We start from the raw sequence: 25286 nt of genomic DNA, 5'->3' as shown, positions 1-25286 counted from the left end.
AACACTAAGTTAAATTAAAATATGTCTCTTTTTCTTTAGAATATCGATTTTCTTATTTCCATGAACCTGTATTTATATCCATATAGAATAATAAAAATCATCTATTCGTAAGGTCCATTTTAATGCTTTGTTACCTGTTCCAATTCTTTTATTTGTTTTGAAATGATGTGTATTTCTTTAGTAATTGATTCAAGATCTGTATTTGTTGAACTGATCGACGCTGAAACTTCCTCAGTCGTTGACGCATTTTCTTCAGAAGAAGCAGAAAGACTGTGCATGATTTCGATCAAATCATCTGTTTTAACTTTCATTTGATCTCCTACTTTAGATACGAGAGTAATCACATCTTCTAAAGTAATCAAAGCGTCTGATAATGATTCAAACTGTTTATTGGTGTCACTCAAGCTAAGTTGCTGCTGACTAGTGATACTGTTTAAAGTCGTTACTGCACCAACTGATCCTTGGGCTTGTATAATAAGATTTTGAATCACATCAGCTATTTCTTCATTGAAACGGGCTGATTTTTCAGCAAGTTTTCTGATTTCTTCTGCAACGACCGCAAAACCTCGGCCTTCTTCCCCCGCTCGAGCAGCTTCGATCGACGCATTTAAAGCAAGCAAATTGGTTTGCTCCGAAATGTTAGCAATTTCAGCAGATGCTCTTTCGATTTTATCCACGAATACTGAAGTTGAGCGAATCATCGTTTCAATCTTTTCAACGTTCTCAATGCTCATTTCGGTGTTATTGGTTAAAGACAACAAGTTGGTCATGCTAGACTCTCTTAAACCACTTGCTCTTTGTGTTTTACTCAGCAGCTCTTTCATGTGTTTAGAATAGCTACCTAGCAGATCACCCAACTCCACAACTCGATTAACACCATTTTCTGTATCTTCAGCCTGACTACTTGTCGAGCCTGCAATATCTTTAATGGCAGTTTCTAACTCATTAAAAGCATGAACGATTGAAGCACTGGAATCATCTAAAGCGTGTGAACTCGAATTTAACTGATTGATCGTTGCCTGTGCCGCTTTTATTATCTCTACTAATTCTTTCGATTGTATTTCTGATTTATCAGTAGTTGTTTCCATTTGACGAATTAACTGTTCCCCATTATAAGCAACAAACAAACCCGCAACTGCAACGAATATGTAAAATGAAACCATGATAACGATCTCTTGTGAATCACTTACGGCCGTGGGATCAAAATACAATATAGCCCCAAGGTTAATCAGTCCTAATACCACTGCTAAATAATACACTTTTTTATCTAAATATAAGAGAGACAAAAAGAGATATAGAAAAAGTACAGCCCACAACAATTTTGATGTCAAGGTTAGATTAATAATAATCGGCAGAGTAAACATTACAGTTACAATAATGTACTTAAGTTCTGTTCTTTTAACAAAAAACGTATACCCTATAAAAATAAGACTATTAATGAAAGCTGTAGAAATTAAAAAGCGCCAAAAGGTTTCAGCAGGTATTAACTAAAAAGATAGACAATAGGATAAGCACCCACTATCAGTATGATAGTTGAAAATGTCAATAATCTTGAGGTCTTTTGATTGTATTTTCATTTTAGTGATTCATGCATTGATGTATCTTTATTATTAATAGAAAGATTATTAGACATCATCGTTGTTTCCATATTGTTCCTCTACTCACATTATATAATATATAATCGGTATTTTTTTTGTAAAGTTAAGCGGTTTACAAAAAAAGCATATTAAAAATAAATATACTTTTAGAACGTATCAGTTTTCTATTTGAGATTTTTTCTTTTCAATAATCATCTTCACTTTATTATAATCTCTTTCAATAATATTCTGATCAAATGTTTCGTTGAAGTTTTTAGATGTCATATTATACAAATAGTCGTTGTATTCATTAATGAAGCCTAAATTATCTAAATGGGCTGCGTAAGCAATTGTTTTAAGCGCCTCAAAGAGTGCGTGAACGCCGGATATGTCTTTTTGCATATAAAAAACAAGCTGCCAATAACCTGAATACAAATCTTCCGCAAAATCATTGTAGCGATAAAAGACACTTTTTACGTATTCTTGATCTTTTTTGTCAGATTTATTCTTTTCGTTCTTATCAGATTTATCTTCTTCGTTTTCACCAGATATAATTTCTGTTTTTAATTTTTTATTTGTAATATCAATCTTTAATTTATTTTTTTTCCATTCTAGTTGCTTGTCAATAGGCTTTTTCTTTGTTTCCTTATTGTTTTCAGTTACTTCCTGTTCATCGTTATGAAAAATTACATATTTACCCGGTAATCCGGCTAATCTTTTTTCTAGTAAGGACTTATAGCGTAACACGTGGATAGCCGTATTCGGATCATTAATACCTGAAGAGACCGCACGTAAAGCGACTTCTGTGAGTTTTGTACGAGCATAATCAGGGTCATACATAGCTGATTTCTCAGACTCATAACTAAAACTTTGGTTTACTTTTTTTGTAATATTATCCATTTCATCTTCCAGATTCTTATTTGTTTTGAATTCCATTACCGGCTCCCCGTCGGTTACAAAATTACCCACACGAATATCAATGATAATATTTGCTTCATGTTCATCCGCTAATTTTTTTAAAATTTCGAAACTAATGTGTTCAATATAAGCACTTTTGGTTGCTTCGATATCATAGGTATACATATAAGACATTTTTGGCAAATGTTTGATGGATGGAAAATCTTCAAATCTCACAATATAGTTGTCATAAACTTCCTGTGCTTCTTCGTATAAGCTATGAATCAGTTTTTCAAGCTGCACATATTGAGAACTCGTGTAGACAAAACGGGTAAACATAAATACTGAGCCAAAAGCGTAAACTAGGGCTACCGTCGCAGAAATGACTAAAAATTCATCTTCCGAATTACGCATAAAGAATAGTGAAGACAAGCAATAGATAAACCCACCTAAAAAGATGCCTAATGTTTGCATCGAGGCGCGGTTCAGTAAAAAATTTTCAATAGTTCTCGGACTAAAATTAGAGGTATATAGCGTAACGATCGTTAACATCGTCGCAAAAGTAAAGGTTGCCACAGAAAAGAGTGAACCAGCTAATAAACTTAAAATTTCTCTTGCTAAGTTTACACTCGTCAATGTCCATATTGGAAGATATTCTACACCCATAAAAATTCGTGTATCAAAAAGAATAACTAATATGGCCAGAAAGAAAGAAAAGAGCACGCTCCCACCTAATGTAATCCAAATCTTTCTTTCCTCCATATTTAAATTCCATTTTTCAATCATTGCTATCCCTCCGCAGCAGTTAAACATACTTCTATATGTTTTGTTATGTATCAGTATACACGCCACACACAAAAAATGCACTTCAGACTTGATTTATGGGGGTTGATTTCAGAAAAAAAAACTAAGTATAAACCTGTTCCAGAGCCTGTTGAAAAAAACAGTGCAATAAAACCTGTACAAACGGTTCATACGTGATATACAATTAAAATCTGGAAACATATTTAGTGCCTTCGCTAAAATACGTAACACAACGTTCGCAATCCTCAAACAACTGATTAACTTGAAAAATGACTTGATTTTCGTGAACCAGACACTTAAAGTAAACTAATCACTATGTTGAAATCGTATAGGATAGAGGCAGTATACACATGTTGCCATCGCCCTTACGTCTACTTAGCTCAGTTGGCACCGCATTTCAAAAACTAAAATCACTGTAACCGAAAGGGAATTATTATGCCAATCATCTATCTTATTGAAACCAACAATCAAACGGTACTGAGCCAAAGTATCCGCCTATTCAGTCGGTACCCGTATAACCATCTTTCCATTTCCCTGGAAGCATCTTTATCCGAGGTCTACAGCTTTGGACGACGCCAACCGATAAATCCGCTTATGGCTGGCTTCGCTAAAGAAGACTTCAGTCATCCGTTTTATAAAGAGTCCAGTGGTCGGGTGTATGCCGTCCAAGTCAGCGATCAGGAATGGCATGTGATCAAAACACACCTTCAGTCTTTTGAATCACATCCTCTTGACTGGCATTACAACTTGCTGGGCTTGCTGCCTGCTTATTTTCAGTATTCGTGGGAACGTCCTGATCATTTCTTTTGTTCAGAATTCGTAGCCACACTATTACAGTCCGCAGGCGTCATGTCACCTTTCAACCGTCCGAACCTGATGCATCCCAGAGACGTTATTGAAGCCGTTCATCCAACGTGTGTGTATGACGGACAGCTGCAGCAGTATCCTGGATTGATTCATGCAATTTCCAATCCTCATCCATCCAATCGGCGTTACCCCAGACCGATTCGATTTATGTATCAGCAACTCAACCATTAACTTTCATAGAAGATACTTATCAAGTTCTATTAATACATACATTAGAGCCTTGAAAAAAGTCTAGCAAAAAACACGATCCCATATATATCTTATCGAACCAGATATATATGGAAATCGTGTTTTTTTATCTTTTAGTGTATATGAAGTCGGATGGATTTTTCAGATTGTTCATTTTGGTCCAGTCTCTCAACTTATGTAATACTCTCCCATTTTATCACTTAAGATAAGCAATATATGGTTCTTGGTGCGATCACTTTTTATTGCACCATCTTCCAGTTCAATCATGCGAGAAGGCATATGATCTATCAAATCCAGTTCTTGCGTAGCCATAACAACTGTAGTTCCCATTTTATTTATTTTATGCAGAAGATTAAGTATGTTTATTCTGGGCTTGGCATTCAAGTTTGAAGTAACTTCATCCACAAGTAAAACTCGCGGATCATTTACCATGGCTCGAGCAATTGCAATGCGTCTTCTCTCCTCAACAGAACAATTTGAGACTGAATCTAACGCTTTGTATTTCAAACCAACCATAGCTAACGTTTCTAAAACACGCTGTTCCAATTTCCCAACAGGATACTGCGTAACCTCTAGTACATAAGCGACATTTTCATACACCGTTTTATATTCAAGTAATTCATAATCTCGAAAAACAGCGCCCACTTGTCTTCTTAAAAGATAAGTTTTATTCTTTTTCAAGCGGTTCAGGGCATACGAATGCACACTTACAAAGCCTTTACCCGCATTAAGGTCGCCACACATCAGTTTAAGAAAGGTTGTTTTCCCTGATTCAGCTGCGCCTGTTAAATAGATAAATTCTCCTTGTTCAATATCACAGGTAATATTTTTTAATGTATATTCTTCCGAATTATCGTATTTATGGAAAATGTTTTTTAATCGAATCATGGCCTAACCTTCCTTATAGTTTTCTATCTAATTGAATTGGTTGATCAAAGAATAAATTTCATCTGTACTTTGCATAACTTTTGAGTTCAAAGAATAGGCGCGCTGAGACATCATCATATCAGTGATACCTTGTGCTAAATCTACCGTAGACCCTTCGAGGTAACCACTCGTAATCGAACCGAATGCTTCCGGATTATCAACTGAGGTTAGCAGTTCCGTACCCTCGTTGACTCTATACATATTGTCTCCCGCTTCAGTGATCGCTGTATGATGCGGCGGTAAATAGAGAGAAATTTGACCGACTGTATTTGTCTGTCCATTATTCAGTACATTAACTTCTCCGGACTTAGTTATTGTCACATCACCCTGGCCCCATTGATCAGCGGGGACAGCATTGTTCAACTCTAAAACATCTCCACGGTCATTAACGAGTTGGCCTTCCGTACTCAAATGGAACGCACCATCACGTGTCAGCATCAATCCACCGTCAGCATTTGTCACACCGAAAAAGCCATTTCCAGCAATCCCCAGGTGAAACGGATCCCCGGTTTGCGTGAGCCCGCCTTGAGAAAACCTATTTTTACTTGAAGCCATCTTGACTCCGGTATTTAAACTCGGATTGCCTATTTCTTCTGACAAACGGACGTCTTGCTCTGTGACGGCATTATGCATCAATTCAGTAAACTGAACATCTTTTTGCTTAAAGCCTATCGTACTGACGTTAGCGATATTATGCGACACATGATTAAGTTTGTGCTGATGCGCTTGAATAGCACTTTTGGATATATTGTAAGGGATTCTCATCTTTTCACCTTTCCTATGTCCGTCCGACTTCTTGAGTCGCACGTTTTAGTGTCTCGTCCATCGATTGCAGGACACGCTGATTGGCTTCGAATTCTCTGGATATTTGCAGCATTTCAGTCATCACGTCAGCTATATCGACGTTGGATGATTCCACATAGCCTTGTTCGATTTGGAAGCCGATTCCTACAGGCACACCGTTACCACCTTGGAAAAGTGTGCCACCTGCGCTTGTGAGCTCGGCTGGATTTTCAAATTGAGTCAAATATAAAAATTGAGAATCATCTGTATTTGTACTGACGAAACCGAATGAATTGATTGTAAATGACTGTTCAATATCTGTTCCAACATTAATAGGTGCGATGCCGCCACCATTTTCGATGCCTAATACTTGAAACCCTTCCTGCGTGATCAGTTGGCCCTGCTCATTAACAGAAAAGTTTCCGTTACGCGTATAGAAAAGGTCTCCTGCTTCATTTTGAACAGTGAACATGGCATCCCCATTAATCGCCATATCCGTTTTATTTTCTGTCAGTTTCATTCCGCCGGCTGAGAAGTTTCTTACTGCTTCATCAAGCTGATTCCCAAATGTCAACTGCCCGATATCGCTTCTCTTGTTTCCTTGTAAGCCTCTTGTGTAATTATGTATATCTACTTGACCCGTTGTGCTTGTCACGAGCTGCTGAGACTTGTATCCCGGTGTCATCGTGTTGGCCGCATTGGTAGCCAGATTCTTCTGCTTTTCATTTAACACGTTGAAGCTGTTTGATAATGTATTTAATCCTCTAATCATTGTCATACACCCTTCCTAGATACTCTCTCAGTTTCAGTAACGCTTTCCCATGGATTTGAGAAACTCTTGGTGTTGAGATATCGTAAATATAAGCCACTTCTTTCATGCTTAATTCCTCAAAGTAGATCAGCTGGAGAATCTGTTGTTCTCTTTCCGGTAATTTAACGATCGCTTCTTTCATATAACTAAGTTGTTCTTTTTTTATCACACTATTTTCTGTATTAGGCGCTGATTCATCCGACATGACTTCTATAAGATTGGTTTCATTCGTGGAGTCATCAAACAAAATCGAATCCAATGAAACGTCCGCTAATTGATGAACCGTCTCATACACTTTTTTCAGTTCTTCATCCGTTATTTCGAGATGTCGGCATAATTCTTTGTCTGTAGGTGTTCGAAGTAATTTCTGTTGTAAGGTACTGATCGCGTCGTAATAGTTGTTGACAGCTTTTATTTTACCGCGAGAAACTCGAGACGTTTTTCTGATCTCGTCGATGATTGCGCCTTTGATCCGCATGTAGGCGTAATTTATAAACGGAACATTTAAAGAGGCATCATATTTTTCAATGGCTTTCATCAGACCGATCACGCCGATGTTGACTAGATCTTCATGCTCGTAATCTTTATTATTTATCTTCAAACCATGCACAACTTTATGAATTAACGGCATATACTGAATCACTGTTTCGTTTCGTTGATTCTCTTCCACATTTATCCCCCCATTCTAATTCATCGTTACCGTTCCGACACTTTCAATCGCACTGTCATTAGGAATTTCATTTAGTGATAGAACAGCTAACTCTGGAAAATTAAATGATAAAAGATTTTTCATGGCCGGTCTGATTTTCGGTGCTGTAAGTAGGACGAACGGAAGTCCCTGAGCTGATAATATCGAACTCTGCTGATTGATGCTATCAAACAAGCGATTGACTTCTTGCGGCTGAAGGACTGGAATGGACCCTTGAGTTGACTTTTGAATGCTCGAGCTCACGCGTTCTTCGACATCCGGATGAATTGCCAGGACATTCAAGGTTCCTTCGTCATCAATGTGTTCTTTTACGATTGTACGCTTGAGTGCTTGTCTTACGTATTCAGTTAAGGTTTCATGATCTTTTGTTGTATTTCCGTAATCAGCAAGCGTCTCCAAGATTGTTACCAAGTCAGTAATCGGCACAAATTCTCGCAATAAGCGCTGCAGGACTTTCTGCACGTCACCAAGCTGCAGGATATCAGGAATCAACTCTTCTATTACCACGTTATAGTCCTCTTTCAATCCTTCAAGCAGCTCTTTTACTTCTTGTCGACCTAAAAGCTCATCCGCATTCGTTTTCATGATTTCTTTTACGTGCGTGACCAAGACCGTTAGTGGATCGACGACGGTATAATCATTTAATTCGGCAATCTCCTTGTTCCGGTCATTGACCCATAAGGCATCGAGACCAAAAGCCGGTTCTTTCGCATCGATTCCGTCAATCTCGTCTTCAATACCACCCGGTTCGACGACTAGGAATTTATCTGGATACAGCGTCCCCGAGGCCACCTGATTACCTTTGATTTTGATCACGTAATCATGTTGACTCATTTGAAGATTATCTCTGATACGGATCGGATTAAGTAGAATACCCATTTCATACGACAGTTGTTTTCTTATAGCTGCAATCTGATTCGTCAAATTAGATTCTTGTTCTTCACTTGCCAGAGGAATCAGACCGTAACCCAACTCAACGGCTATTCTATCAACTTGGAACTGCGACGCTGTTTCCTCGACTGGTGCACTTTCGTGTTGCATGGTCGCTTGTCTCTGGCTATCCATTTCTTCTTGACTGGTTATTTTTTGACTTTCGTTAACTAAGTAGCCGGCCACAACTAACCCGGTCGCTAGCAAGATAAAAGGAAAGAATGGAAAGCCTGGAACGAGAGCGAAAATAGATAACATGGTTGCGACTATGTACATAACTTCTGGTGTATGGAATAATTCCCCACCAATAGTGTCTCCGAAACCTTTTTCATTTGATGTACGAGTGACTAGAATACCTGAAGCAACCGAGATCAATAAGGAAGGGATTTGACTGACCAAACCATCACCAATAGTTAATTGACCAAAATGGCTTAAAGCTTCGCCGACAGAGTAATCACCTTGTAAGGAATGAATGGCAATCCCACCCACTAAGTTTATCAGGGTGATAATGATACCGGCTATGGCATCCCCTTTGACAAACTTACTGGCTCCGTCCATTGCTCCGTAAAAATTCGCTTCTTTTTCGAGGTTTGACCGACGTGTTTTCGCTGACTCTTCTGTGATCAATCCGCTATTTAAATCCGCATCAATGGCCATTTGTTTACCAGGCATCGCATCTAATGTAAAACGTGCGGAAACTTCAGCAACACGACTCGATCCGTTGGTTACAACAAGTATCTGAACGATGACGATAATAACAAATAAGACAGCTCCTACAATGTAGTTGTTTCCAGCAACAAAGCTACCGAAAGCATCGATGACTCTACCCGCATCGCCTTCACTTAAAATTAATCGAGTTGAACTGATATTTAAACCTAAACGAATCATTGTTGTCACTAACAACAATGTAGGGAAACTCAAGAATTCCAACACAGAATGCGTGAACAAGGTTAGGACAAGTATCGTTATAGCTAATGAGATGTTTAGTACTAATAGAAAATCGAGTAAAAATGTCGGCATAGGAATGATAATGATACCGATGATAGATACAACAACAAATGCGATGATGATATTTAAATAATTGCCTAAGTTCGTTGATTTACTTTTAGCAGCTGTATTATTCATTTATTCTCTCCCGTCCTTTCACTTAGATTTTATGCTTTTTACTCTGTTCGGCTTGGAAAATCAATGCCAGGATTTCTGCAATGGTTTCATACATATCCGTTGGGATTGGATCCATGGGTTCGACTATTTTATACATGGCTCTTGCCAGAGGTTTGTTTTCAATAATAGGAATAGCCTCTTCTTTTGCCATTTCTTTCATTCTTAAAGCTACCTGATCCTGACCTTTGACTAATACAACCGGTACTTGATCTTTACTTGGATCATAGCGAATCGCTATCGCAAAGTGGGTCGGGTTGGTGATCAGGACAGTTGATTCCAAAACATCTTTGATATTTCCTGCAAGCATGTTTTTGTATAGGGCTTTTCTTTGCGACTTAACTTGCGGATCGCCTTCCATTTCCTTATATTCATCTTTAATGTCTTGCATAGACATCATCAACTTTTTCTTATGGTCATAACGCTGGAAGAAATAATCTGCAATACCTAATACTGCTAAAAACAGTGCCAACCTGAAAGCTAGAGTCGAAACGAGCTTGATAACAAGCGGAAAAATAGCATACAAACCGATTCTCCCGGACTGCAGAATAATAGGGGCGGACTGCCATAAGGTATAAAGGGTAAAACCAACGACGATGAATAGTTTCATCAGATTTTTTGCTAATCCAAAAACTGCTTTTTTACCAAAGATATTTTTAAAGCCACTTACTGGGTTGATTTTACTGAAACTTGGCTTCATCGATTCTGTCGTAAAGAGAAAGCCCACCTGCACCAGATTTCCGACAACGCCTGTAAAAAAAGCAATGATCAAAAAGGGCGCGGCTAGAACTATAAACCACATAATCGCATTCATCCCTATCTGAGACAATTCACGCATGGACGACATGGGATCTTGTCCAAACCTAAGGGACTGTCTTAAAAAAACAAAGGAACGTTCCAAAACATAAGAGGCTAATGCTGTCAGACTTAACGCGAAAAAGCCAAAGGATAAGGCTGAGGACAAATCTTGACTCTTGGGTACTTGACCTTTTCTCCTTGCGTCTCTCAGTTTCTTGGGCGTGGGTTTTTCTGTTTTACCATCTTTCTCAGACATCAGACGTTCACCCCTTTCAAAGTCAGACTAGTCAGTTAATTTTGTAACCCGTATAACCATTCGTTCATGTATTTAATCATATCCGGAAAGACATCCCCTATATTTCTCATGAGCAGGGACAGAAAGAAAAACATAAAGACCAGACTAACGACAATCTTCATGGGCATCCCCAATATCAATACATTTATCTGCGGAACGGTTCGTGAGATCAATGCTAAAGTTAATTCAGACAAGATAGCGACGATAATAAGCGGAATTGCTAATTGAACTGCCGTCGCAAACATGTGACTGAATAAATGTATCATCCCTTCCATTCCGAAATGACTGAATGATAGTTGTTCAAGTGGTGCCCACTCAAATGATTTCACTAAACTTCGAATCACCTGGTGATGAATATTGGCTATGAAGAATATCATCATTGATATCCAGTAATACACTCTACCGTAGTAAGAAGCATTAACGCCTAGAGCCGGGTCGTATATTTGTCCCATTGAAAAACCGACTTGAAAATCGACAAATGCTCCAGCAATTTCAAAAGCTGTAAAAAAGAGTAACGTTATGTATCCGAGCGCCAAACCAATCAGTACTTCCTTAACAGCTATCGTCAAAAACAAAGCCATGGATATTTCGGCATCAAATGCATTGACAGTTACCATAACAGGCAAGGCTAAGCCAACGGATAGGGCTATTTTGCTGGCCGCCGGAAAAGATTTATGGGAAAAGCCGGGACTAACGGTAATAAAAACCGTCAGTCTTATTAAAATCAATAGAAATTGCTGGATATCGGCCGTCATTCAATCAAAATCCTGCGATGATCGAAAACATGCGCTCAGTAAACGAAATCAGTGAATTCAACATGAAGTTGCCTAACAGAACTAACGTTAAAAGTATGGAAAAGAGTTTCGGTACAAAACTTAGTGTCTGTTCCTGAATTTGGGTTGTAGCCTGAAAGATACTTATAACAAGTCCAACGACTAAAGCAATGATGAGAACAGGTCCTCCTACTCGTATCAATACTAAGAATGCGTCTTGTAAAACATCTAAAACATTTTGTGTTGACATCCTCTGATCCTTTCTAATAAAAACTTTCAATTAACGATTCGACGACTAAGTACCAGCCATCCACCATAACGAATAACAGCAGCTTGAACGGCAGCGATATCATGACGGGTGAGAGCATGAACATCCCCATAGACATCAAGATACTCGCTACCACAATATCGATAACTAAAAATGGAATGAATATGAGAAACCCTATCGTGAAGGCGGTACGCAGTTCACTGATTGCAAAGGCCGGAATCACATTAAATATAGATAGATCTTCCGGTTCATCTGGAAATGACTCACCACTTAATTCTACAAACAATTCCAGATCGCTTGTACGTGTCTGTTGAAGCATAAACCCTTTGATCGGTTCTTCTGCTCTTGAAAGCGCATCTTCTCTTGTAATGTCTCCGGCCAGCATCGGCTGCAGAGCCTGATCGTTGACTTCCTGATAAACAGGTCTCATAACGAATAAGGATAAAAACAAAGCCAAACCCAGCAGCACCTGATTCGGTGGACTCTGTTGTGTGCCGAGTGCATTACGCGTAAAAGATAAAACAATAATTGTTCGTGTAAAACTTGACGTCAATATCAGAAAAGACGGAACGAGTGCAATCATGAATAACAGCAGATATAAGTTAACGGCTTCAGCTGATTCACCCGTTAGAGATAAGGCATCGACTAAATTCTCTGTCATTCTTTATGTATTCCTTTCTCTACGTTGTTCTTCAAACTGTTTTGCTTTATGTAAAATCGTTTCTTTTATTTTTATCACTTGTTTTGAGTAAGGAGAAATTTTGCTTGCCATTTCCTTGGATTGTCTGCTTTGAATCAAGCGTTTTTGAATGGCTTCTTTTTCTTTCTGCGTGAACGTTTTGATCACTTCACTCTTTGTTTCCGAAATACTCATCAAAAGGTATTCCGATTCAACCTGTACAATACTCAATGAAGAAGATTTAGAAACTGGGACTCGCTCAATGACTTTGATGACTTCACTTGTACTATGAGAATACTTATTCAGTTTTTTAAGTGAAAAGTTGGCAAGTAAAACTGTTGCACCTAATGCTAGAAGCATCTGTCCGATATCAGCTAATCCCATTTTCTCCATCCTTTCAACTATTTTTGTAATAAAATATCCGTAATATAAACGTTTTCAACTATTTCAGCCTCTAGAGCCTGGTTAATTTTCGTCTTGATCTCATCTTTAATCAAGAAATGGCCCTCTGCTTCATCGTACAATGATTCTGCGCTTTGGCTGGAAACGGTATGAATAACGGCGTCTCTAACTTTTGCAATATCTGTATTAACAATCTCCGTGGCATCTTCATTTAAACTTGTGACCGTTATCTCCATTCTTACAACAGATTGACTTCTAGCTGAATCGCTGTTTAGATTGACTAAAAATTCATTCAACGGGATCGAACTTTCCGACGCTTCTGCTTCTGAAAAAAAACGAGAAATGACTGTTTCATCCTCAGGACCCGAGAATAAGAAAACCCCAACACCTACGCCGGCAAACACTAATATCAACATCAACACACTGATCAGCAGTAGTTTAGATTTTTTTGTTTTAGAACCTTTTATTTCAGAACCTTTCGTTTCATTCTTCTGAGCCATTTGTGCCTTCCTTTCTATGTTCATGAACAATTACTATATTCACTCTTCTGTTTTGCGCCCGGTTTTCTCTCGAATCATTGAGAACGACTGGACGGTGCTCACCGTAACCCCTAGCAGATAACCGAGTGGCTTTTACAGAATGTGATTCACTTAAGTACCGCAACACGGATACCGCCCGTTCGACTGACAACTCCCAGTTCGACGGAAATCGCCTTGAACTCATCGGTATATCGTCAGTATACCCTTCAACAATTAATTCATTATCAAAAAGTTCAAACAAGCCGGCTAATGATCCAATCGTTTCTCGACCGATTGGTTTCAAAGTAGCGCTCCCTGAATCAAACAGAATCGCTTCTTGAATGTCTATATAGACACCTTCCTGGTCACGAGAGAGCGTTATATCTGATTCTATACCTTTAATTTCTAAATAATTGGTAACGGTCTGATACAATTCATGAACTTCTTCTGATATGGTATCTTCCATTAAAATAGATTCCTCTACCCCTAAATCTTCTGGTTCTATATCTTCGAATTCACTTACCTCTTCAAACTCGTAATCTTCTAGAGCATTACCTTCGTTATCAAGTATTGCATCACTGCTGCTACCGATCAAGGCCATACGTAAAGATTCCGCGACTTCTCTGAAGCGTTCTTCACTCACCACCGACATTGAGAAGAGTAAAATGAAAAAGGTAAGGAGCAAAGACATTAAGTCAGAATAGGTCGTCATCCAAGGAGGAGCCCCTGTTTGTTTAGCTTTCTTTCTTTGTCTAGCCATGATACTCTCCTAACTATGAAAATTCTTCTGCAACATTTACTGCTTCATTCTTCGCCTTTGATGATACGTTCTGATCAGAGTTCGACATGAAGCTTTGTAATTTCTGTTCAATGATCCTTGGATTATCTCCTCTTTGTAAAGCAAGAATACCCTCAATAATCATTTCATTTGTTTTCAACTCGTTGGCTGTTTGCATCTCCAAATTTTTGGCAACGGGCAAAAATATCATATTAGCCAAGAAACTTCCATAAAACGTGGTAAGTAAAGCCGTAGCCATTCCTGTACCGATTAATGAGGGGTCTTGTAAATCTCCCAGCATGGCAATCAGTCCTATCAAGGTTCCAATCATCCCGAAAGCAGGTGCAAATTCTCCCCATTTCAAGAAAACTTCCTGACCGATAGAATGACGATCTTCTGTTTGAACTAATTCGATATTTAAAATTTCTTCGATGGTATTTACATCTGTCCCGTCAACAACCATTTCCAGTCCATATACCAATACCGAATTATCCAACTCCTTTATGTCTGCTTCAATCGCTAATATGCCTTCAGTCCGACTTTTCTTGGCTAGCGCAGTTAATGTCTCGAGTAAAGCTACTCGATCATCATCTGGTGTGAACATCAATTTTTTGAGTAAAGCTGGCACTTTTTTCAAGGTGTTTAATGGAAAACTGATAAGAATAGCTGAAAAAGATCCAAACAACGTAATAACCAATGAAGGTGCATCAAAATAATTTATCAATGAACTATTCTGCGACATTGCTCCGATGATCAACCCGATACCGACCACTAATCCAACAGCTGGTAATAAATTTCGCTTCACTGTTTACACTCCCGTCGATGATTGATAAATTTCTCGTTTATAGTCGATAACTTTTTCCGCTATCTCTGCAGGTGTTTCCATGACACGAATGGTCTTGTAATCAACTAAGGTAATCAATGTGTCATATTCCCGTTCCATTTTAAGAATTAATTCATTATTCAAATAAAATTCTTTTCCTGAAACCGTTCGTAATGCAATCATGGCAAACCTCTTTCTAGTCTAAAATAGGCTGAAAGCTGAGCAGGATTTTAGTTCATACTCAACTGATATCCGAAAAATTATCGTTTAAGATTGATTAATTCCTGCAGCATTTCGTCTGACGTTGTGATGCTTCGTGAATTAGCCTGATAAGCTCTCGTTGTTACAATCATTTCAGTAAATTCTGTAGCTAAATCAACGTTTGACATTTCCATGAAACCTGAACGAATCGTTCCGTAACCATTATCGGTTGGTCCACCTTCAACAGGTTCACCTGAGTTAGCTGAGGCATTATACAAGTTTTCACCGGCTTTTTCCAGGCCATCTGCATTTGCAAAATTAGCTAAAGCTACACGTCCGATAACATAAGCATTCCCGTCACTGTATGTGCCTAGGATCGTTCCAGTATTATCAATGTTGTAATCTTGTAATTGAAAGCCATTTACGGTTTGTGGAATTGATAATGGTCGTAAAGCCTGATTATCGTTGATACCCATATCTACGTTTCCGTTATCTTGTGCCGGTGGGGTGTTAGCTATTCCCATCACTCGTGAACCGTTTGAAGTGGTCAAGTTACCTTCAAAGTCGGTGTAAAAACCTCCGTCACGTGTGTATTGCATGGTGCCATCCGGGCTGCCATCTGGGCTGACGATAAAGAACGAATTGTCGCCATTTTGAATTCCAAAATCTAAAGCACGACCGGTGAATTGGAGCGAACCGCCTTGCATCATCATGTCTGTTGAACTGACAGACGTTCCAAGACCAACTTGTTGAGCATTGATTCCGCCACGGCCGTTGTTGTTTGGTCCTTGTGCATTCACATTCATCTGAGATATCATATCCTGGAAACGAACTCGTTGTGATTTAAAGCCCGTTGTATTGACGTTCGCAATATTATTAGCAATCACGTCCATTTTTGTTTGCTGGCCTTTCATACCTGTAATACCTGAATACAATGAATTTAACATTTAATTTTCCTCCTAATAGTTAACGTTTCTGAATCAATCGGTCATCAGAAAAAAGTCTCTTTTCAGTCCAACTTTTACGTTTATCTTTTCTGGTTTATTTTTATGGCACTGTCAATATTTGTTACTTCAGACATGTCTGTTGATTTCAAAGCAGTGATCACTGTTTTGTTTTTTATGCTGGCGATCAAGGCCAAATCATCATATAAAATCAATGAGTTTTCAGATCCCTTTGCTTCAAGTGTTTCTACAGCTTCTTCTAAACGCTGCATATCTGTTTCACTTAATTTGAAGCCATGCTGATCCATTCTTTTTTGAGCGTGATTAGAAAAAGTAACGGTCGCTGATTTCTTTACCGGTTCGTTCAGTGCGTCCTGCATAAATGACTGAAAGGCTCTGTCGATCGTCGGTTGTTTGGGCTCTTTTACTTTCACTTCTCGTGCTGCAGGTAGGGCACTGTTGATGTTTTGCAGCATCTTATTCGCTCACCTCGATCACGTCATTTAATTGATACGTCTTACCGTTAACTTGCAAAGTTGCATACCCATTATCAAAACGTACTTTTTCGACGGGGCCTGAAACTAACTGTGCTTCTTCCGATGCTAACGTGACTTTTTTACCAACCAGTCCTAGTGCTTGTTGCTGTTGTGACATCAAGACCGTTGTCTGCATGGATTTATTCAAATCCTCCATGGCATTCAACATACCGAACTGTACCATCTGGCCGATGTAGTCTGTCTCTGACCCACCACCGCCGCTACCTTGACCGTCAAATGATGGCATGCTCATCGCACTTGAAATGATTTGTAGGAACTGCTCCATATCAAGATCCGAATTTTGCTTGGTTTCTTCTGCAGGCTGGATCGCACTTAGTGACCCGATCATCATATTATTTGGAATATTCACTCGTTTTCTCCCTTCTGTTAGACATAGACATTTATGCCATTTTTCTTGTTCAAATTCACCTCAGACATTTGTTCATCTTTCTCTGCCGATGGTACATGCTGATTTTTTGAAAATCTCTGTTTTTGTGATTCCTGTTCAGACTGAGAAGGGTTTTCTGAGAAAGAAAAACCACTTTGCTGCTGATTAGCTGGCTGACTGGTTGTAAAATCAAAAGATTTAATCATGACTCCTTTTGATTCCAAAGGCAGTTTCAGATCCAACCATTCACCTTCCATCCATTTTCTGGTTTCGTCGGACTGGAACGTTAACTTACCGCTTAATCCTTCTTCGGTTAATGAAAGTTCAATCGTTACTTTTCCTAGTGTTTCAGGTGACAAGTGTAGTCTTGTCTGATAGGTTTTTTGACCTTCTTTATTTTCTGCCAGACTCGTTACCATGTCTTGAATAAGATTAAGGCTCTGCTCTTTTGGAACAGTGACGCTAGCCTCCGTATTACTTTTTGCTGCTACTTGACTGCTTTCCTTCGTTGATTGAGTGCTTATTTGACGAAGCATGGATACAAATTCATGATCAGTATCAGCTTGTGTCTCTTCTTTTTTTGCACTTGTCACTGAAACTAACTTGTCAGTGACTTCAGTTTCAACATCAGGTGTCTGCAACTCCCTGGATCGATTCATTTCCACTGTTTGAGACGATTTCTGTTCATCTGGTGATTTAGCCAGATTTTGACTCAATGTCTTTTGGGCTTTACCTCGTTCTTCGTCCGGCTGTTTCAGTGACTCAGTATCTTTCTTTGCTGACTGCGTGATTTGTTCGACTTCAGGCTGATTTACATATTTCTGTTCAGTTTTCTTTTCGGTATCTAATACTTCGTTTAATGAAGCAGCTATTTTTTGAAGTGATTCAGGATCGATTGGTTCGAACTTGCCCGTTTCCAGTATTTCTTTGATAGCAGGTGACAGTTCAGATTCACTCGATTTAGCGGCTTCGTTTAATTCCATCGACTCCATCATTTCACTGATCTCTTTCACTAATGTAGAGAGCGAGTTCGCGTCGAGAGTCTGAGTGAAATCGGATAAAGCCGTTAGTATTTCTGTCTGATCCTGAGATGATATTTCAGTTAAAGGCTTCGTATCGATTGAGCTATTTTTGCTATCCTGTTTCACTTGCAGCTCAATCGTATTCGCTTGGTTTTCTGTGAACAGGTTACTTTCATTATCAATTGGTTCATTATGTAAAATGAAAGTTTGTTCTTCGTCAGATAAATCATTCAAAGCAGTATCAGCATTTACCTTTTGTGAAATTGAATCACTCATGCTATTTGTTCCATTCGTTAATCTAGCGAGTGACATACCTTCAAGCGTTTGTTTCAAGTCAGTCACTTCACTGTCCAGTTTTAAAAATGGATTGATCAAACTGAAAGAAGCTAATTCCACTTCCTGATCTGTTTCTTCTTTTGGATCTGACAATTCTTCGTTAAGTCCTTCCGCTTCAAAATCCTCCGTTGTTAGAGGCTTTTCTTTTTTAGCTGTTGAGGTATAATACTTCTCAAATTCTTCTGAAAATGACTTGGCGTCAATCAGTGTCAGCTTACTTTTAGCAGATGTGACCTTTGCTGATGTGTCAACTTGGGCGATGTTCATTGTGTTTTCACCCCCTTTCAAGTAATAATGCCCTTAAAATATTGAAGGACGACCGTAACTAAGCGTAGAAATTTCATCCAGCTGAGACTGTTCTTGTTTCTTAACGGTGTCCTGGTGACGCGTACGTTCTTTTTCTTCCAATTTTTGCATCACTTTTTTATCTTTGTGAGCAACGCGTAGTTCTATACGTACCTGCTCGAGTTCTTTCTCAGCCTTTTGCACGGTCAAGCGCTGACGTATGATCTTCTCGTCGATCAAATCCCTGTATAAGTGATGTCGTTTAAGATGATCGATTGTTGAATAGAATAATTGTTCACTTTTAAGTTTTCTACTCTCACCAACAATGCGGTTCAACTTCTCATTTTCATTGCTAATTTTTTCTTCTTTTTCTTTCACCTTCAACTGAGCAACATCCTCTAAATCTTCACGCCAATCCAATACTTTTTCCATTGAAAAACGATACTCTTGCATTTAACATTCTCCTTACCTTATTGACTGGTTAGAAAATACAGCTTTCATTTCTTGAATCGTTTCTTCATAGGTGTATGAGTCCGTTGTTTTCTGTTTTAAAAACGATTTGATCGGATGATTTAAGCGGATTGCCTGATCAATTAGAGGGTTCGTTCCCTGCTGGTATGCGCCGACATCGATCAAGTCTTTGGATTCTTTATATGTAGCCAAGTTCTCTCTTAGTTTGCCTGCCCATTCATCGTGATCGTCATTGATTAAATCTTTCATCAAACGACTTAGACTGCTCTGAATATCTATAGCCGGGTAGTGATTTTCTGATGCGATTTTTCGGGACAAGATGATATGCCCATCGAGTATGCCACGAACAGCATCCGCAATCGGTTCGTTCATATCATCACCTTCAACTAGAACCGTATAAAAAGCCGTGATCGATCCTTTTTCGGTTTTTCCGCTGCGTTCAAGTAACTTCGGTAAAACGGTAAAAACAGATGGTGTATAGCCTTTAGTGGTGGGCGGTTCGCCTGTGGCTAAGCCGATTTCTCGCTGGGCCATCGCCACACGCGTGACAGAATCCATCATCAGTACCACTTTTTTCCCCTGGTCCCGGAAGTACTCTGCGATAGCTGTCGCGACGTAAGCGCCTTTCAACCGAACCAAAGGCGGTTGATCGGATGTCGCACAAACGACCACTGATTTTTTGTAGCCTTCTTCACCCAAATCGTTCTCGATGAACTCTAAAACCTCTCGGCCACGTTCACCGATCAAGCCGATAACAATAATATCCGCATCACTGTAACGGGCCATCATGCCAAGTAAGGTCGATTTACCGACACCCGACCCAGCAAAAATCCCCATCCGCTGGCCTTCACCGACTGTCAGTAAACCGTCAACGGCTTTAATTCCAGTTTGTAGGATCGTATCTATTTTAGGTCGCTTGAATGGATCCGGTGCAGCCCGGTGTACCGCAAATGTCTTCGGATTCTTAAGTACTTCATCGCTCATCGGACGGCCTAAGCCATCAAATGTTTTACCCAGCATGTCATCACTGATCTCGATTTTCAGCGCTTTCCCTGTTGGATAAACCAGACATCCCGGTCCTATGCCTTCCAAATCATCAAGTGGCATCAAGAGTACGGTTTCCTCAACGAAACCGACGACTTCACTTAACACCGATTTAGATCGTGATTTGATTGCAATCTCGCATACTTCCCCAATAAAGGCATCCAGACCATCGACTTTGATAATGAGCCCGATGACCTGACTTACTTTACCGTGTTTTAAAGTCACGGACTTCGTGTTCAGTGTTTCATGATAAAGATCAAACGGTATATTAATCATCTACATCTCACGTTCTCTTTCTTTCATTTCCTCAATCATGGCAGCGAGTTGCTTTCTTACCTGCACATCAACGATTTTATGGGTGCTCTCAATCACACAGCCGTATGGTTCGACGTTATCATCTTGTAAAGCGATAAAGCGGACACCCGGATATGTTTTCTCCAAAGCGGGTATTTGTTCTCTTAACTTTTGTCGCTTAGAAGAATGCATAGTCAAACTGACATAATCCTCTTTACGATCAAGTTGATGCAGGATAGGGTGAACCAGTTCCATAATGCCATTTGGCGTTAAATCCAGTTGTTCATGTACGATTTTTTCTGCCATATGCACGGACAGCGACAATAAACTGTCTTTCTTCTCCTCAATATAGCGTGCAATATCACGTTGGGCATCACTTATCGAGGCTTGTGCTACTTTTATTAAATGGTCACTTTCTTCTTTGCCGGCACTGAAACCCATTTCTTTTCCTTGATTGAAACCAGCGTCAAATCCGGCTTTTTCACCCTCTTCAAAGGCACACTTATACGCTTCTTCTTTGAGCTGTTCAACTTCCTGCATTGCTTCTTCAATCATTTGTTCTTTTTCAGTCAACGCTTTCTTGATCAACTGGGCACTTTTTTGTTTCGCTTGTTCGATTTCAGCAAAGGCGTCTTCGTTTTCTTCTATATAATTATCCGTATCTTCTTCTTGAACCTCATAGGCGGTATCGATCACCCAGTCATGAGTTTCCTGCGAACTGGCTTGAACCGATTTGATAAGTCTACTCGATAATGGCATCTTGATCGCCTCTCATAATATAAATTTCGCCAAGCTCGTCTAAACGTCTGATCGCTGTGACCACATGTTGCTGCGCTTCTTCTACAGCTGATAAACGTGCAGGTCCCAGATATTGTATATCTTCTTTGAGCGTATCCACTGCTCGTTCTGAGAGATTATTATAGATAAAGTCACGCAACTCGTCGGAAACACCTTTGAGTGCCAATACCAGATCGTCGTGATTGACTTCGCGCAAGACTTTCTGTACATCGCTCTTTTGCAGTGACACAATGTCTTCGAACGTAAAGAGACTGGCTTTAACCTCTTCAGCAAGGACAGGCTGTTTCAGTTCTAGTTCGCTGACGATAGCTTTTTCAGTGGTACGTCCCACTTGATTTAAGATTTCAACTAAGGTCAAGACGCCCCCGACATTTTCAGTATCGTTTTCAATATATGTAGAGAATTTGCTCTCAATAACTTGTTCTATTCTTTCAATGATCGCCGGAGATGTATTGGTAATCGTGCCAATACGTTCGGCAATATCGGCTTGTTTCTCATGCGGGAAATTGACCAGTATCTGGGCAGCTTTGTCTGGCTGCATATAGCACAAAATCAGTGCTACTGTCTGAGGCTGCTCGCCCAGCAAAAGATTGGTCAGTTGCTGGGGATCGGCCTTTCTCGCAATATTGAACGGTCGTTCACGCAGTTGGATCTGGTTCAACATATCGATCACTTCTTTGGCACGCTGTGACCCTAACGCTTTATTCAATAGGTTTTTTGCATAGTCAAAGCCGCCCTCTAAAATATATTCTCTGGCCTGCGACATCTCAATATATTCATTAATAATATTTTCACGTTCTTCCCGGCTCACGTGATCCATATTAGCAATTTCATAACTGACTTTTTGGATATAGCCATCCGGTAGTTGTTTCATGATTTGAGCTGATGTTTCTGGACCTAAAGAAATCAAAAAAATAGCGGCTTTTTTAATTCCATCTATCTCTTTTTTAGTTACGCTTGTTTCCATAGTATCTGCCAATACTGTCCACCCTTTCTAGTCTTTCAACCAAATTCTCATTAAATCTGCTACTAATTCCGGATTTTCTTTTGCTTCTTTTCTTACTTGATCTTCTTTATCACTCATCACTTTATTCTTTTGCTGCATGACTTGACTTTCTTTTTCCAAGATATCAGTTATATCTGGTTCTTTGTTCATTCTCTCCGGTGCCGTATTCACGGGTTCTTCTTCGAAGTAGTCCTCTTCTGTTTTCCCTTGTTTTACCAGAGACAAGACGAAAATGGATACAACCAACAAGAGTAATCCTATAGCCATATAAATCCAGTTAGCCTGTAGGAACTGCGTAATACTGCCCAGTAAACCGCCGGTCCCGACGCCATCAATGATAAGTTCTTCTCCATCAGCAAAAGGTAAGATACCGATAGTCACATCTCCTGAAAGCGGAACATCTGCATCATTGTCTAAACCTAACGCACGAGAAACTATTCGTGAAATGTCGGCTTCTGAGGGCACAACTCCTGATTTTGAATTCACAACAATAGAAGCGTTTATACCTTCAACAACGCCTGGTGCCTGTACGTATCTCTTTGTTTCCTGATTCAGTTCATAATTCGTTGTTCGGTCAAGTGAGGCATTATTATCCGAGTCATCATCTTCGACCACAGGCATCGCGCCTTCTTCAATCAGTCCCTGAACCATGTCACGCGCACCGTCAAAACTCTCTATCTGGCTGCGTATCAACCCTTTACGGTTTTCGTCACCCTCTTCAGTCATGGGTGCAGTGTATTCAATGGTTTCGCCTTCGACAATATCAAAGTTCATCGCCGCATTAATGACGACACGCAAATTGTTATACCCATAAACAGGCGCCAACAATGTTAAAACGCGCTGTTCTAAATCTTTCTCATACCCTTGTTTCATCGCTTGATGATTTGACGTGAAATCAGCTGCGGATAAATTGTCCCCACCGGATTGTAAAAAGCCACTGAGCAAGTTACCGCTCGTGTCAACAATCTGAACATTCCCAATCGGCAAACGTTCGACCGCACCAGTTACTAGAGACGCGATTCCCTGAATATTCTGTTGAGACAACGCACCCCTCGTTTCTATAACGATCGACGCAGATGCTTCGGCACGATATTCCGGGTTTTGGAAAATACTATCTTCGGGCAAAGATAACATCACTTTAGCTGCTTCGACCTGTTGCAGGGATGAAATGGAACGTTCAAGTTCCCCCGATAACGCCCGCTGGTACATGATCTGTCTGTCTTCATCCGTCGTCATCATGCTTGTTTCATCAAATATTTCAAAGCCTGTTGATTTTTGCGGCATCAAGCCGTTCACAGCTAAATCGATCCGGTAATTATCGACTTCTTTTTCATCGATCAAAATCGTCGTTCCATTAGCCTCTAATTGGTACGCTAAACTTTGTGACTCCAAGTCTTCAACAATTGCACCGGCATCTGCTTCATCTAAATTTGAAAAGAGTACGGTATAGGTACTCCGTTGCATAAAATAACCTATGATAAGTGTCGATATCAGTGCCATCGAGACAAATATGACCAGACGCTTTCGTTTCGTTTTATCCAGCTGGATCCAGCCATTTTGTATGGATAGTCCCATTTCTTTGACTTTATTCATCTTAAATCTCCCTTACTCCGTTCTCTCACTTATTAAAATTGCATATTTTTAATTTCGTTATATGCCTCTAACGCTCTATTTCGTAATTGAACAGCTACTTCTAAAGAGAGTTGTGCTTCTGTTGTTTTGATCATCACTGTATGTAAGTCATCCGCTGTTCCATCGACAAGTGACTGGATTGCCTGAGTGGACTCTACTTGTTTTGTATCAAGTGTGTTCATTGACTGATTCAGCAGTTCTGTAAACGAATCGGTTTCTTTTTCTGACACTCTTGCGGTAGTCGTTTGCGCAATCTGGTCGATCTGGTTCATCGCTTTTGGATATAGCTGGTTTAATGGATTGATCATTCTACTCATTCCTATTCATTTAAGATTTAACGCTGACTGCCTATTTCCATCGCACGTTTCAACATGTCTTTACTGGTATTGATAGCTGTTACATTGGCGTCATATGTACGAATGGCCGTCATCATATCCACCATCTCGTCTGCCATATCCACATTGGGATAAGCCACGTAGCCTTCTTCATTCGCATCCGGATGAGCCGGTTCAAAGACCATACGTATATTGTCCTGATCTGCTTGTACCCCAGCTATTCTTACGCCCTGACTTTTGGTTGAAACCTCACCAGTAAAGCCTGATTTTACTTGTCTTAAATTCTCTTCAAAAAGTACTTGTTGCTTTATGTAAGGTCCTTCTCCATCTTCTGTCCGGGTTGTGTTGACATTAGCTATGTTCGTTGAAATCGTATCGAGCTTGAAGCGTTCAAGATTCAAACCACTCGCGTTGATCTGCATGGAATTAAAAATTGACATGTTTAAAAACCTCCTATGTACATTTATCTTAGAACTGAACGGATCATACCGTACTGATTGTTTAACTGCGCTGACACGGCCTGAAAGTAAAGAGCATTAGCGGATAGTTCAGCCATCTCCGTATCGATCGCGACATTATTACCGTTTTCATTTATTCGATTACCTTTTTGTTCCACAGTTTGTGGTCTGACAGCATTAAAATTTGACGCCCCAAAATGATTTGGATGACGTGCCTGCATGCCCGTTCCATCTATCGCTTTTTTAAGTGTCTCTTCAAAATTTACACGTTTAGCTTTGTATCCCGTTGTATTCACATTGGAAATATTTGATGAAATCATTTCCTGTCTCATCGAAGAGGCATCGAGAGCATTTTTCAATAAGTGCATATTTGAGCCAGTTATCATTGGATTTATCCTTTCAACGTAGGTTTTTATGTATATTTATACTTACATTTTCCCGACAAGACTTATTTTAAAGGACTACGGTCAAAGTCGCAATACACCTTTTTTAGTAAATCCATTGAATTCGGAATTTTTTATCATTTCCAAACCATTAATAGTATTAC

29 protein-coding genes are annotated in these 25286 nt (G+C 39.6%); 1 reads left to right on the top strand and 28 read right to left on the bottom strand.

From position 1 onward, the window contains the following. Positions 1–119: 119 nt before the first annotated feature. Positions 120–1163, bottom strand: a complete 1044-nt coding sequence (locus tag AX762_RS10450; RefSeq protein WP_071849074.1) for a methyl-accepting chemotaxis protein — start codon at positions 1161–1163, stop codon at positions 120–122. A gap of 591 nt (positions 1164–1754) precedes the next feature. Continuing rightward, complete coding sequence (locus AX762_RS10445) at positions 1755–3260, bottom strand: DUF2254 domain-containing protein (RefSeq protein ID WP_071849073.1); 1506 nt, start codon at positions 3258–3260, stop codon at positions 1755–1757. Positions 3261–3713: 453 nt separating this feature from the next. Between AX762_RS10445 and AX762_RS10440 the strand changes: the two genes are divergently transcribed. Then, positions 3714–4316, top strand: a complete 603-nt coding sequence (locus AX762_RS10440) for a hypothetical protein (RefSeq protein WP_071849072.1) — start codon at positions 3714–3716, stop codon at positions 4314–4316. Between the two features lie 186 nt (positions 4317–4502). On the opposite strand, the gene AX762_RS10435 is transcribed toward AX762_RS10440, so the two are convergent. From AX762_RS10435 to flgB, 26 genes are all read right to left on the bottom strand, one after another. Further along, positions 4503–5222, bottom strand: a complete 720-nt coding sequence (locus AX762_RS10435; protein WP_071849071.1) for a cell division ATP-binding protein FtsE — start codon at positions 5220–5222, stop codon at positions 4503–4505. Positions 5223–5249: 27 nt separating this feature from the next. Then, a complete protein-coding gene (locus AX762_RS10430) occupies positions 5250–6026 on the bottom strand; it encodes a flagellar hook-basal body protein (RefSeq protein WP_071849070.1) in 777 nt (258 codons plus the stop codon). 13 nt (positions 6027–6039) lie between these two features. Beyond that, positions 6040–6822 (bottom strand): flagellar hook-basal body complex protein, encoded by a 783-nt coding sequence (locus AX762_RS10425; RefSeq protein ID WP_083432931.1) that lies wholly within the window; start codon positions 6820–6822, stop codon positions 6040–6042. Next, positions 6809–7525 (bottom strand): sigma-70 family RNA polymerase sigma factor, encoded by a 717-nt coding sequence (locus tag AX762_RS10420; protein ID WP_071849069.1) that lies wholly within the window; start codon positions 7523–7525, stop codon positions 6809–6811. Before AX762_RS10420 ends, AX762_RS10425 begins: the two co-directional genes overlap by 14 nt. 15 nt (positions 7526–7540) lie before the next feature. Further along, positions 7541–9619, bottom strand: coding sequence for a flagellar biosynthesis protein FlhA (flhA, locus tag AX762_RS10415; RefSeq protein WP_071849068.1), 2079 nt, complete (start codon positions 9617–9619; stop codon positions 7541–7543). Positions 9620–9641: 22 nt separating this feature from the next. Further along, on the bottom strand, positions 9642–10709 hold the full coding sequence (flhB, locus tag AX762_RS10410; protein WP_071849067.1) for a flagellar biosynthesis protein FlhB: 1068 nt from the start codon (positions 10707–10709) through the stop codon (positions 9642–9644). A 35-nt stretch (positions 10710–10744) separates the two neighbouring features. After that, positions 10745–11503: a flagellar biosynthetic protein FliR gene (gene fliR, locus AX762_RS10405; protein ID WP_071849066.1), complete on the bottom strand. Its 759-nt coding sequence runs from the start codon at positions 11501–11503 to the stop codon at positions 10745–10747. A 4-nt stretch (positions 11504–11507) separates the two neighbouring features. Next, positions 11508–11771 carry a flagellar biosynthesis protein FliQ gene (gene fliQ, locus AX762_RS10400; RefSeq protein ID WP_071849065.1) on the bottom strand — a complete coding sequence of 88 codons (264 nt, stop codon included), beginning with the start codon at positions 11769–11771 and terminating at the stop codon, positions 11508–11510. 13 nt (positions 11772–11784) lie between these two features. After that, positions 11785–12450, bottom strand: a complete 666-nt coding sequence (gene fliP / locus AX762_RS10395; RefSeq protein WP_071849064.1) for a flagellar type III secretion system pore protein FliP — start codon at positions 12448–12450, stop codon at positions 11785–11787. 3 nt (positions 12451–12453) lie between these two features. Next, a complete protein-coding gene (locus tag AX762_RS10390; protein ID WP_071849063.1) occupies positions 12454–12852 on the bottom strand; it encodes a flagellar biosynthetic protein FliO in 399 nt (132 codons plus the stop codon). A 17-nt stretch (positions 12853–12869) separates the two neighbouring features. Further along, positions 12870–13370, bottom strand: a complete 501-nt coding sequence (fliL, locus tag AX762_RS10385) for a flagellar basal body-associated protein FliL (protein ID WP_071849062.1) — start codon at positions 13368–13370, stop codon at positions 12870–12872. Continuing rightward, the gene (locus AX762_RS10380) at positions 13354–14148 is read right to left on the bottom strand and encodes a flagellar motor protein MotB (RefSeq protein ID WP_071849061.1); all 795 of its coding nucleotides are present in this window, start codon (positions 14146–14148) and stop codon (positions 13354–13356) included. Before AX762_RS10380 ends, fliL begins: the two co-directional genes overlap by 17 nt. Positions 14149–14161: 13 nt before the next feature. Further along, a complete protein-coding gene (locus AX762_RS10375; protein WP_071849060.1) occupies positions 14162–14971 on the bottom strand; it encodes a motility protein A in 810 nt (269 codons plus the stop codon). Positions 14972–14974: 3 nt separating this feature from the next. Further along, the gene (locus tag AX762_RS10370) at positions 14975–15172 is read right to left on the bottom strand and encodes a flagellar FlbD family protein (protein WP_071849059.1); all 198 of its coding nucleotides are present in this window, start codon (positions 15170–15172) and stop codon (positions 14975–14977) included. A 77-nt stretch (positions 15173–15249) separates the two neighbouring features. Continuing rightward, positions 15250–16137 carry a flagellar hook-basal body complex protein gene (locus AX762_RS10365; protein ID WP_071849058.1) on the bottom strand — a complete coding sequence of 296 codons (888 nt, stop codon included), beginning with the start codon at positions 16135–16137 and terminating at the stop codon, positions 15250–15252. Positions 16138–16217: 80 nt separating this feature from the next. Next, entirely contained in the window at positions 16218–16610 is a 393-nt protein-coding gene (locus AX762_RS10360) for a TIGR02530 family flagellar biosynthesis protein (protein WP_071849057.1), read from the bottom strand. A 1-nt stretch (position 16611) separates the two neighbouring features. Next, entirely contained in the window at positions 16612–17040 is a 429-nt protein-coding gene (locus tag AX762_RS10355; protein ID WP_083432928.1) for an FLgD tudor-like domain-containing protein, read from the bottom strand. Positions 17041–17057: 17 nt separating this feature from the next. After that, positions 17058–18683 (bottom strand): flagellar hook-length control protein FliK, encoded by a 1626-nt coding sequence (locus tag AX762_RS10350; protein ID WP_071849056.1) that lies wholly within the window; start codon positions 18681–18683, stop codon positions 17058–17060. 33 nt (positions 18684–18716) lie between these two features. Next, entirely contained in the window at positions 18717–19154 is a 438-nt protein-coding gene (gene fliJ, locus AX762_RS10345; protein ID WP_071849055.1) for a flagellar export protein FliJ, read from the bottom strand. Positions 19155–19166: 12 nt separating this feature from the next. Continuing rightward, a complete protein-coding gene (gene fliI / locus AX762_RS10340; RefSeq protein WP_071849054.1) occupies positions 19167–20492 on the bottom strand; it encodes a flagellar protein export ATPase FliI in 1326 nt (441 codons plus the stop codon). Further along, positions 20493–21269, bottom strand: a complete 777-nt coding sequence (locus tag AX762_RS10335) for a FliH/SctL family protein (RefSeq protein ID WP_071849053.1) — start codon at positions 21267–21269, stop codon at positions 20493–20495. It abuts the gene before it with no gap. Beyond that, complete coding sequence (gene fliG, locus AX762_RS10330; protein ID WP_071849151.1) at positions 21253–22275, bottom strand: flagellar motor switch protein FliG; 1023 nt, start codon at positions 22273–22275, stop codon at positions 21253–21255. Before fliG ends, AX762_RS10335 begins: the two co-directional genes overlap by 17 nt. A gap of 27 nt (positions 22276–22302) precedes the next feature. After that, positions 22303–23907: a flagellar basal-body MS-ring/collar protein FliF gene (gene fliF, locus AX762_RS10325; protein ID WP_071849052.1), complete on the bottom strand. Its 1605-nt coding sequence runs from the start codon at positions 23905–23907 to the stop codon at positions 22303–22305. A 32-nt stretch (positions 23908–23939) separates the two neighbouring features. Continuing rightward, positions 23940–24254, bottom strand: coding sequence for a flagellar hook-basal body complex protein FliE (gene fliE / locus AX762_RS10320; RefSeq protein ID WP_143139355.1), 315 nt, complete (start codon positions 24252–24254; stop codon positions 23940–23942). Positions 24255–24280: 26 nt separating this feature from the next. Beyond that, complete coding sequence (gene flgC, locus AX762_RS10315; RefSeq protein ID WP_071849051.1) at positions 24281–24721, bottom strand: flagellar basal body rod protein FlgC; 441 nt, start codon at positions 24719–24721, stop codon at positions 24281–24283. A gap of 23 nt (positions 24722–24744) precedes the next feature. After that, positions 24745–25125 (bottom strand): flagellar basal body rod protein FlgB, encoded by a 381-nt coding sequence (gene flgB / locus AX762_RS10310; RefSeq protein WP_256244744.1) that lies wholly within the window; start codon positions 25123–25125, stop codon positions 24745–24747. Positions 25126–25286 lie beyond the last annotated feature (161 nt).

The sequence above is a fragment of the Alkalibacterium sp. 20 genome (genome assembly GCF_001885615.1).
GTDB lineage: Bacteria > Bacillota > Bacilli > Lactobacillales > Carnobacteriaceae_A > Alkalibacterium.
This window is presented reverse-complemented; position numbering and strand designations above follow the sequence as displayed.

Excerpts from the sequence above, each read along its gene's own strand:
- fliJ (WP_071849055.1), bottom strand. The coding sequence starts at position 19,154 with ATGCAAGAGTATCGTTTTTCAATGGAAAAAGTATTGGATTGGCGTGAA.
- fliF (WP_071849052.1), bottom strand. The coding sequence starts at position 23,907 with ATGAATAAAGTCAAAGAAATGGGACTATCCATACAAAATGGCTGGATC.
- AX762_RS10365 (WP_071849058.1), bottom strand. The coding sequence starts at position 16,137 with ATGTTAAATTCATTGTATTCAGGTATTACAGGTATGAAAGGCCAGCAA.
- AX762_RS10360 (WP_071849057.1), bottom strand. The coding sequence starts at position 16,610 with ATGCTGCAAAACATCAACAGTGCCCTACCTGCAGCACGAGAAGTGAAA.
- AX762_RS10370 (WP_071849059.1), bottom strand. The coding sequence starts at position 15,172 with ATGATTGCATTACGAACGGTTTCAGGAAAAGAATTTTATTTGAATAAT.
- fliG (WP_071849151.1), bottom strand. The coding sequence starts at position 22,275 with ATGGAAACAAGCGTAACTAAAAAAGAGATAGATGGAATTAAAAAAGCC.
- flgC (WP_071849051.1), bottom strand. The coding sequence starts at position 24,721 with ATGTCAATTTTTAATTCCATGCAGATCAACGCGAGTGGTTTGAATCTT.
- AX762_RS10450 (WP_071849074.1), bottom strand. The coding sequence starts at position 1,163 with ATGGTTTCATTTTACATATTCGTTGCAGTTGCGGGTTTGTTTGTTGCT.
- AX762_RS10390 (WP_071849063.1), bottom strand. The coding sequence starts at position 12,852 with ATGGGATTAGCTGATATCGGACAGATGCTTCTAGCATTAGGTGCAACA.
- AX762_RS10445 (WP_071849073.1), bottom strand. The coding sequence starts at position 3,260 with ATGATTGAAAAATGGAATTTAAATATGGAGGAAAGAAAGATTTGGATT.
- AX762_RS10425 (WP_083432931.1), bottom strand. The coding sequence starts at position 6,822 with ATGACAATGATTAGAGGATTAAATACATTATCAAACAGCTTCAACGTG.
- AX762_RS10335 (WP_071849053.1), bottom strand. The coding sequence starts at position 21,269 with ATGCCATTATCGAGTAGACTTATCAAATCGGTTCAAGCCAGTTCGCAG.
- AX762_RS10380 (WP_071849061.1), bottom strand. The coding sequence starts at position 14,148 with ATGGCTAGACAAAGAAAGAAAGCTAAACAAACAGGGGCTCCTCCTTGG.
- AX762_RS10350 (WP_071849056.1), bottom strand. The coding sequence starts at position 18,683 with ATGAACATCGCCCAAGTTGACACATCAGCAAAGGTCACATCTGCTAAA.
- fliL (WP_071849062.1), bottom strand. The coding sequence starts at position 13,370 with ATGGCTCAGAAGAATGAAACGAAAGGTTCTGAAATAAAAGGTTCTAAA.
- fliP (WP_071849064.1), bottom strand. The coding sequence starts at position 12,450 with ATGACAGAGAATTTAGTCGATGCCTTATCTCTAACGGGTGAATCAGCT.
- AX762_RS10430 (WP_071849070.1), bottom strand. The coding sequence starts at position 6,026 with ATGAGAATCCCTTACAATATATCCAAAAGTGCTATTCAAGCGCATCAG.
- flhB (WP_071849067.1), bottom strand. The coding sequence starts at position 10,709 with ATGTCTGAGAAAGATGGTAAAACAGAAAAACCCACGCCCAAGAAACTG.
- fliQ (WP_071849065.1), bottom strand. The coding sequence starts at position 11,771 with ATGTCAACACAAAATGTTTTAGATGTTTTACAAGACGCATTCTTAGTA.
- AX762_RS10440 (WP_071849072.1), top strand. The coding sequence starts at position 3,714 with ATGCCAATCATCTATCTTATTGAAACCAACAATCAAACGGTACTGAGC.
- fliI (WP_071849054.1), bottom strand. The coding sequence starts at position 20,492 with ATGATTAATATACCGTTTGATCTTTATCATGAAACACTGAACACGAAG.
- fliR (WP_071849066.1), bottom strand. The coding sequence starts at position 11,503 with ATGACGGCCGATATCCAGCAATTTCTATTGATTTTAATAAGACTGACG.
- flgB (WP_256244744.1), bottom strand. The coding sequence starts at position 25,125 with ATGATAACTGGCTCAAATATGCACTTATTGAAAAATGCTCTCGATGCC.
- flhA (WP_071849068.1), bottom strand. The coding sequence starts at position 9,619 with ATGAATAATACAGCTGCTAAAAGTAAATCAACGAACTTAGGCAATTAT.
- fliE (WP_143139355.1), bottom strand. The coding sequence starts at position 24,254 with ATGATCAATCCATTAAACCAGCTATATCCAAAAGCGATGAACCAGATC.
- AX762_RS10435 (WP_071849071.1), bottom strand. The coding sequence starts at position 5,222 with ATGATTCGATTAAAAAACATTTTCCATAAATACGATAATTCGGAAGAA.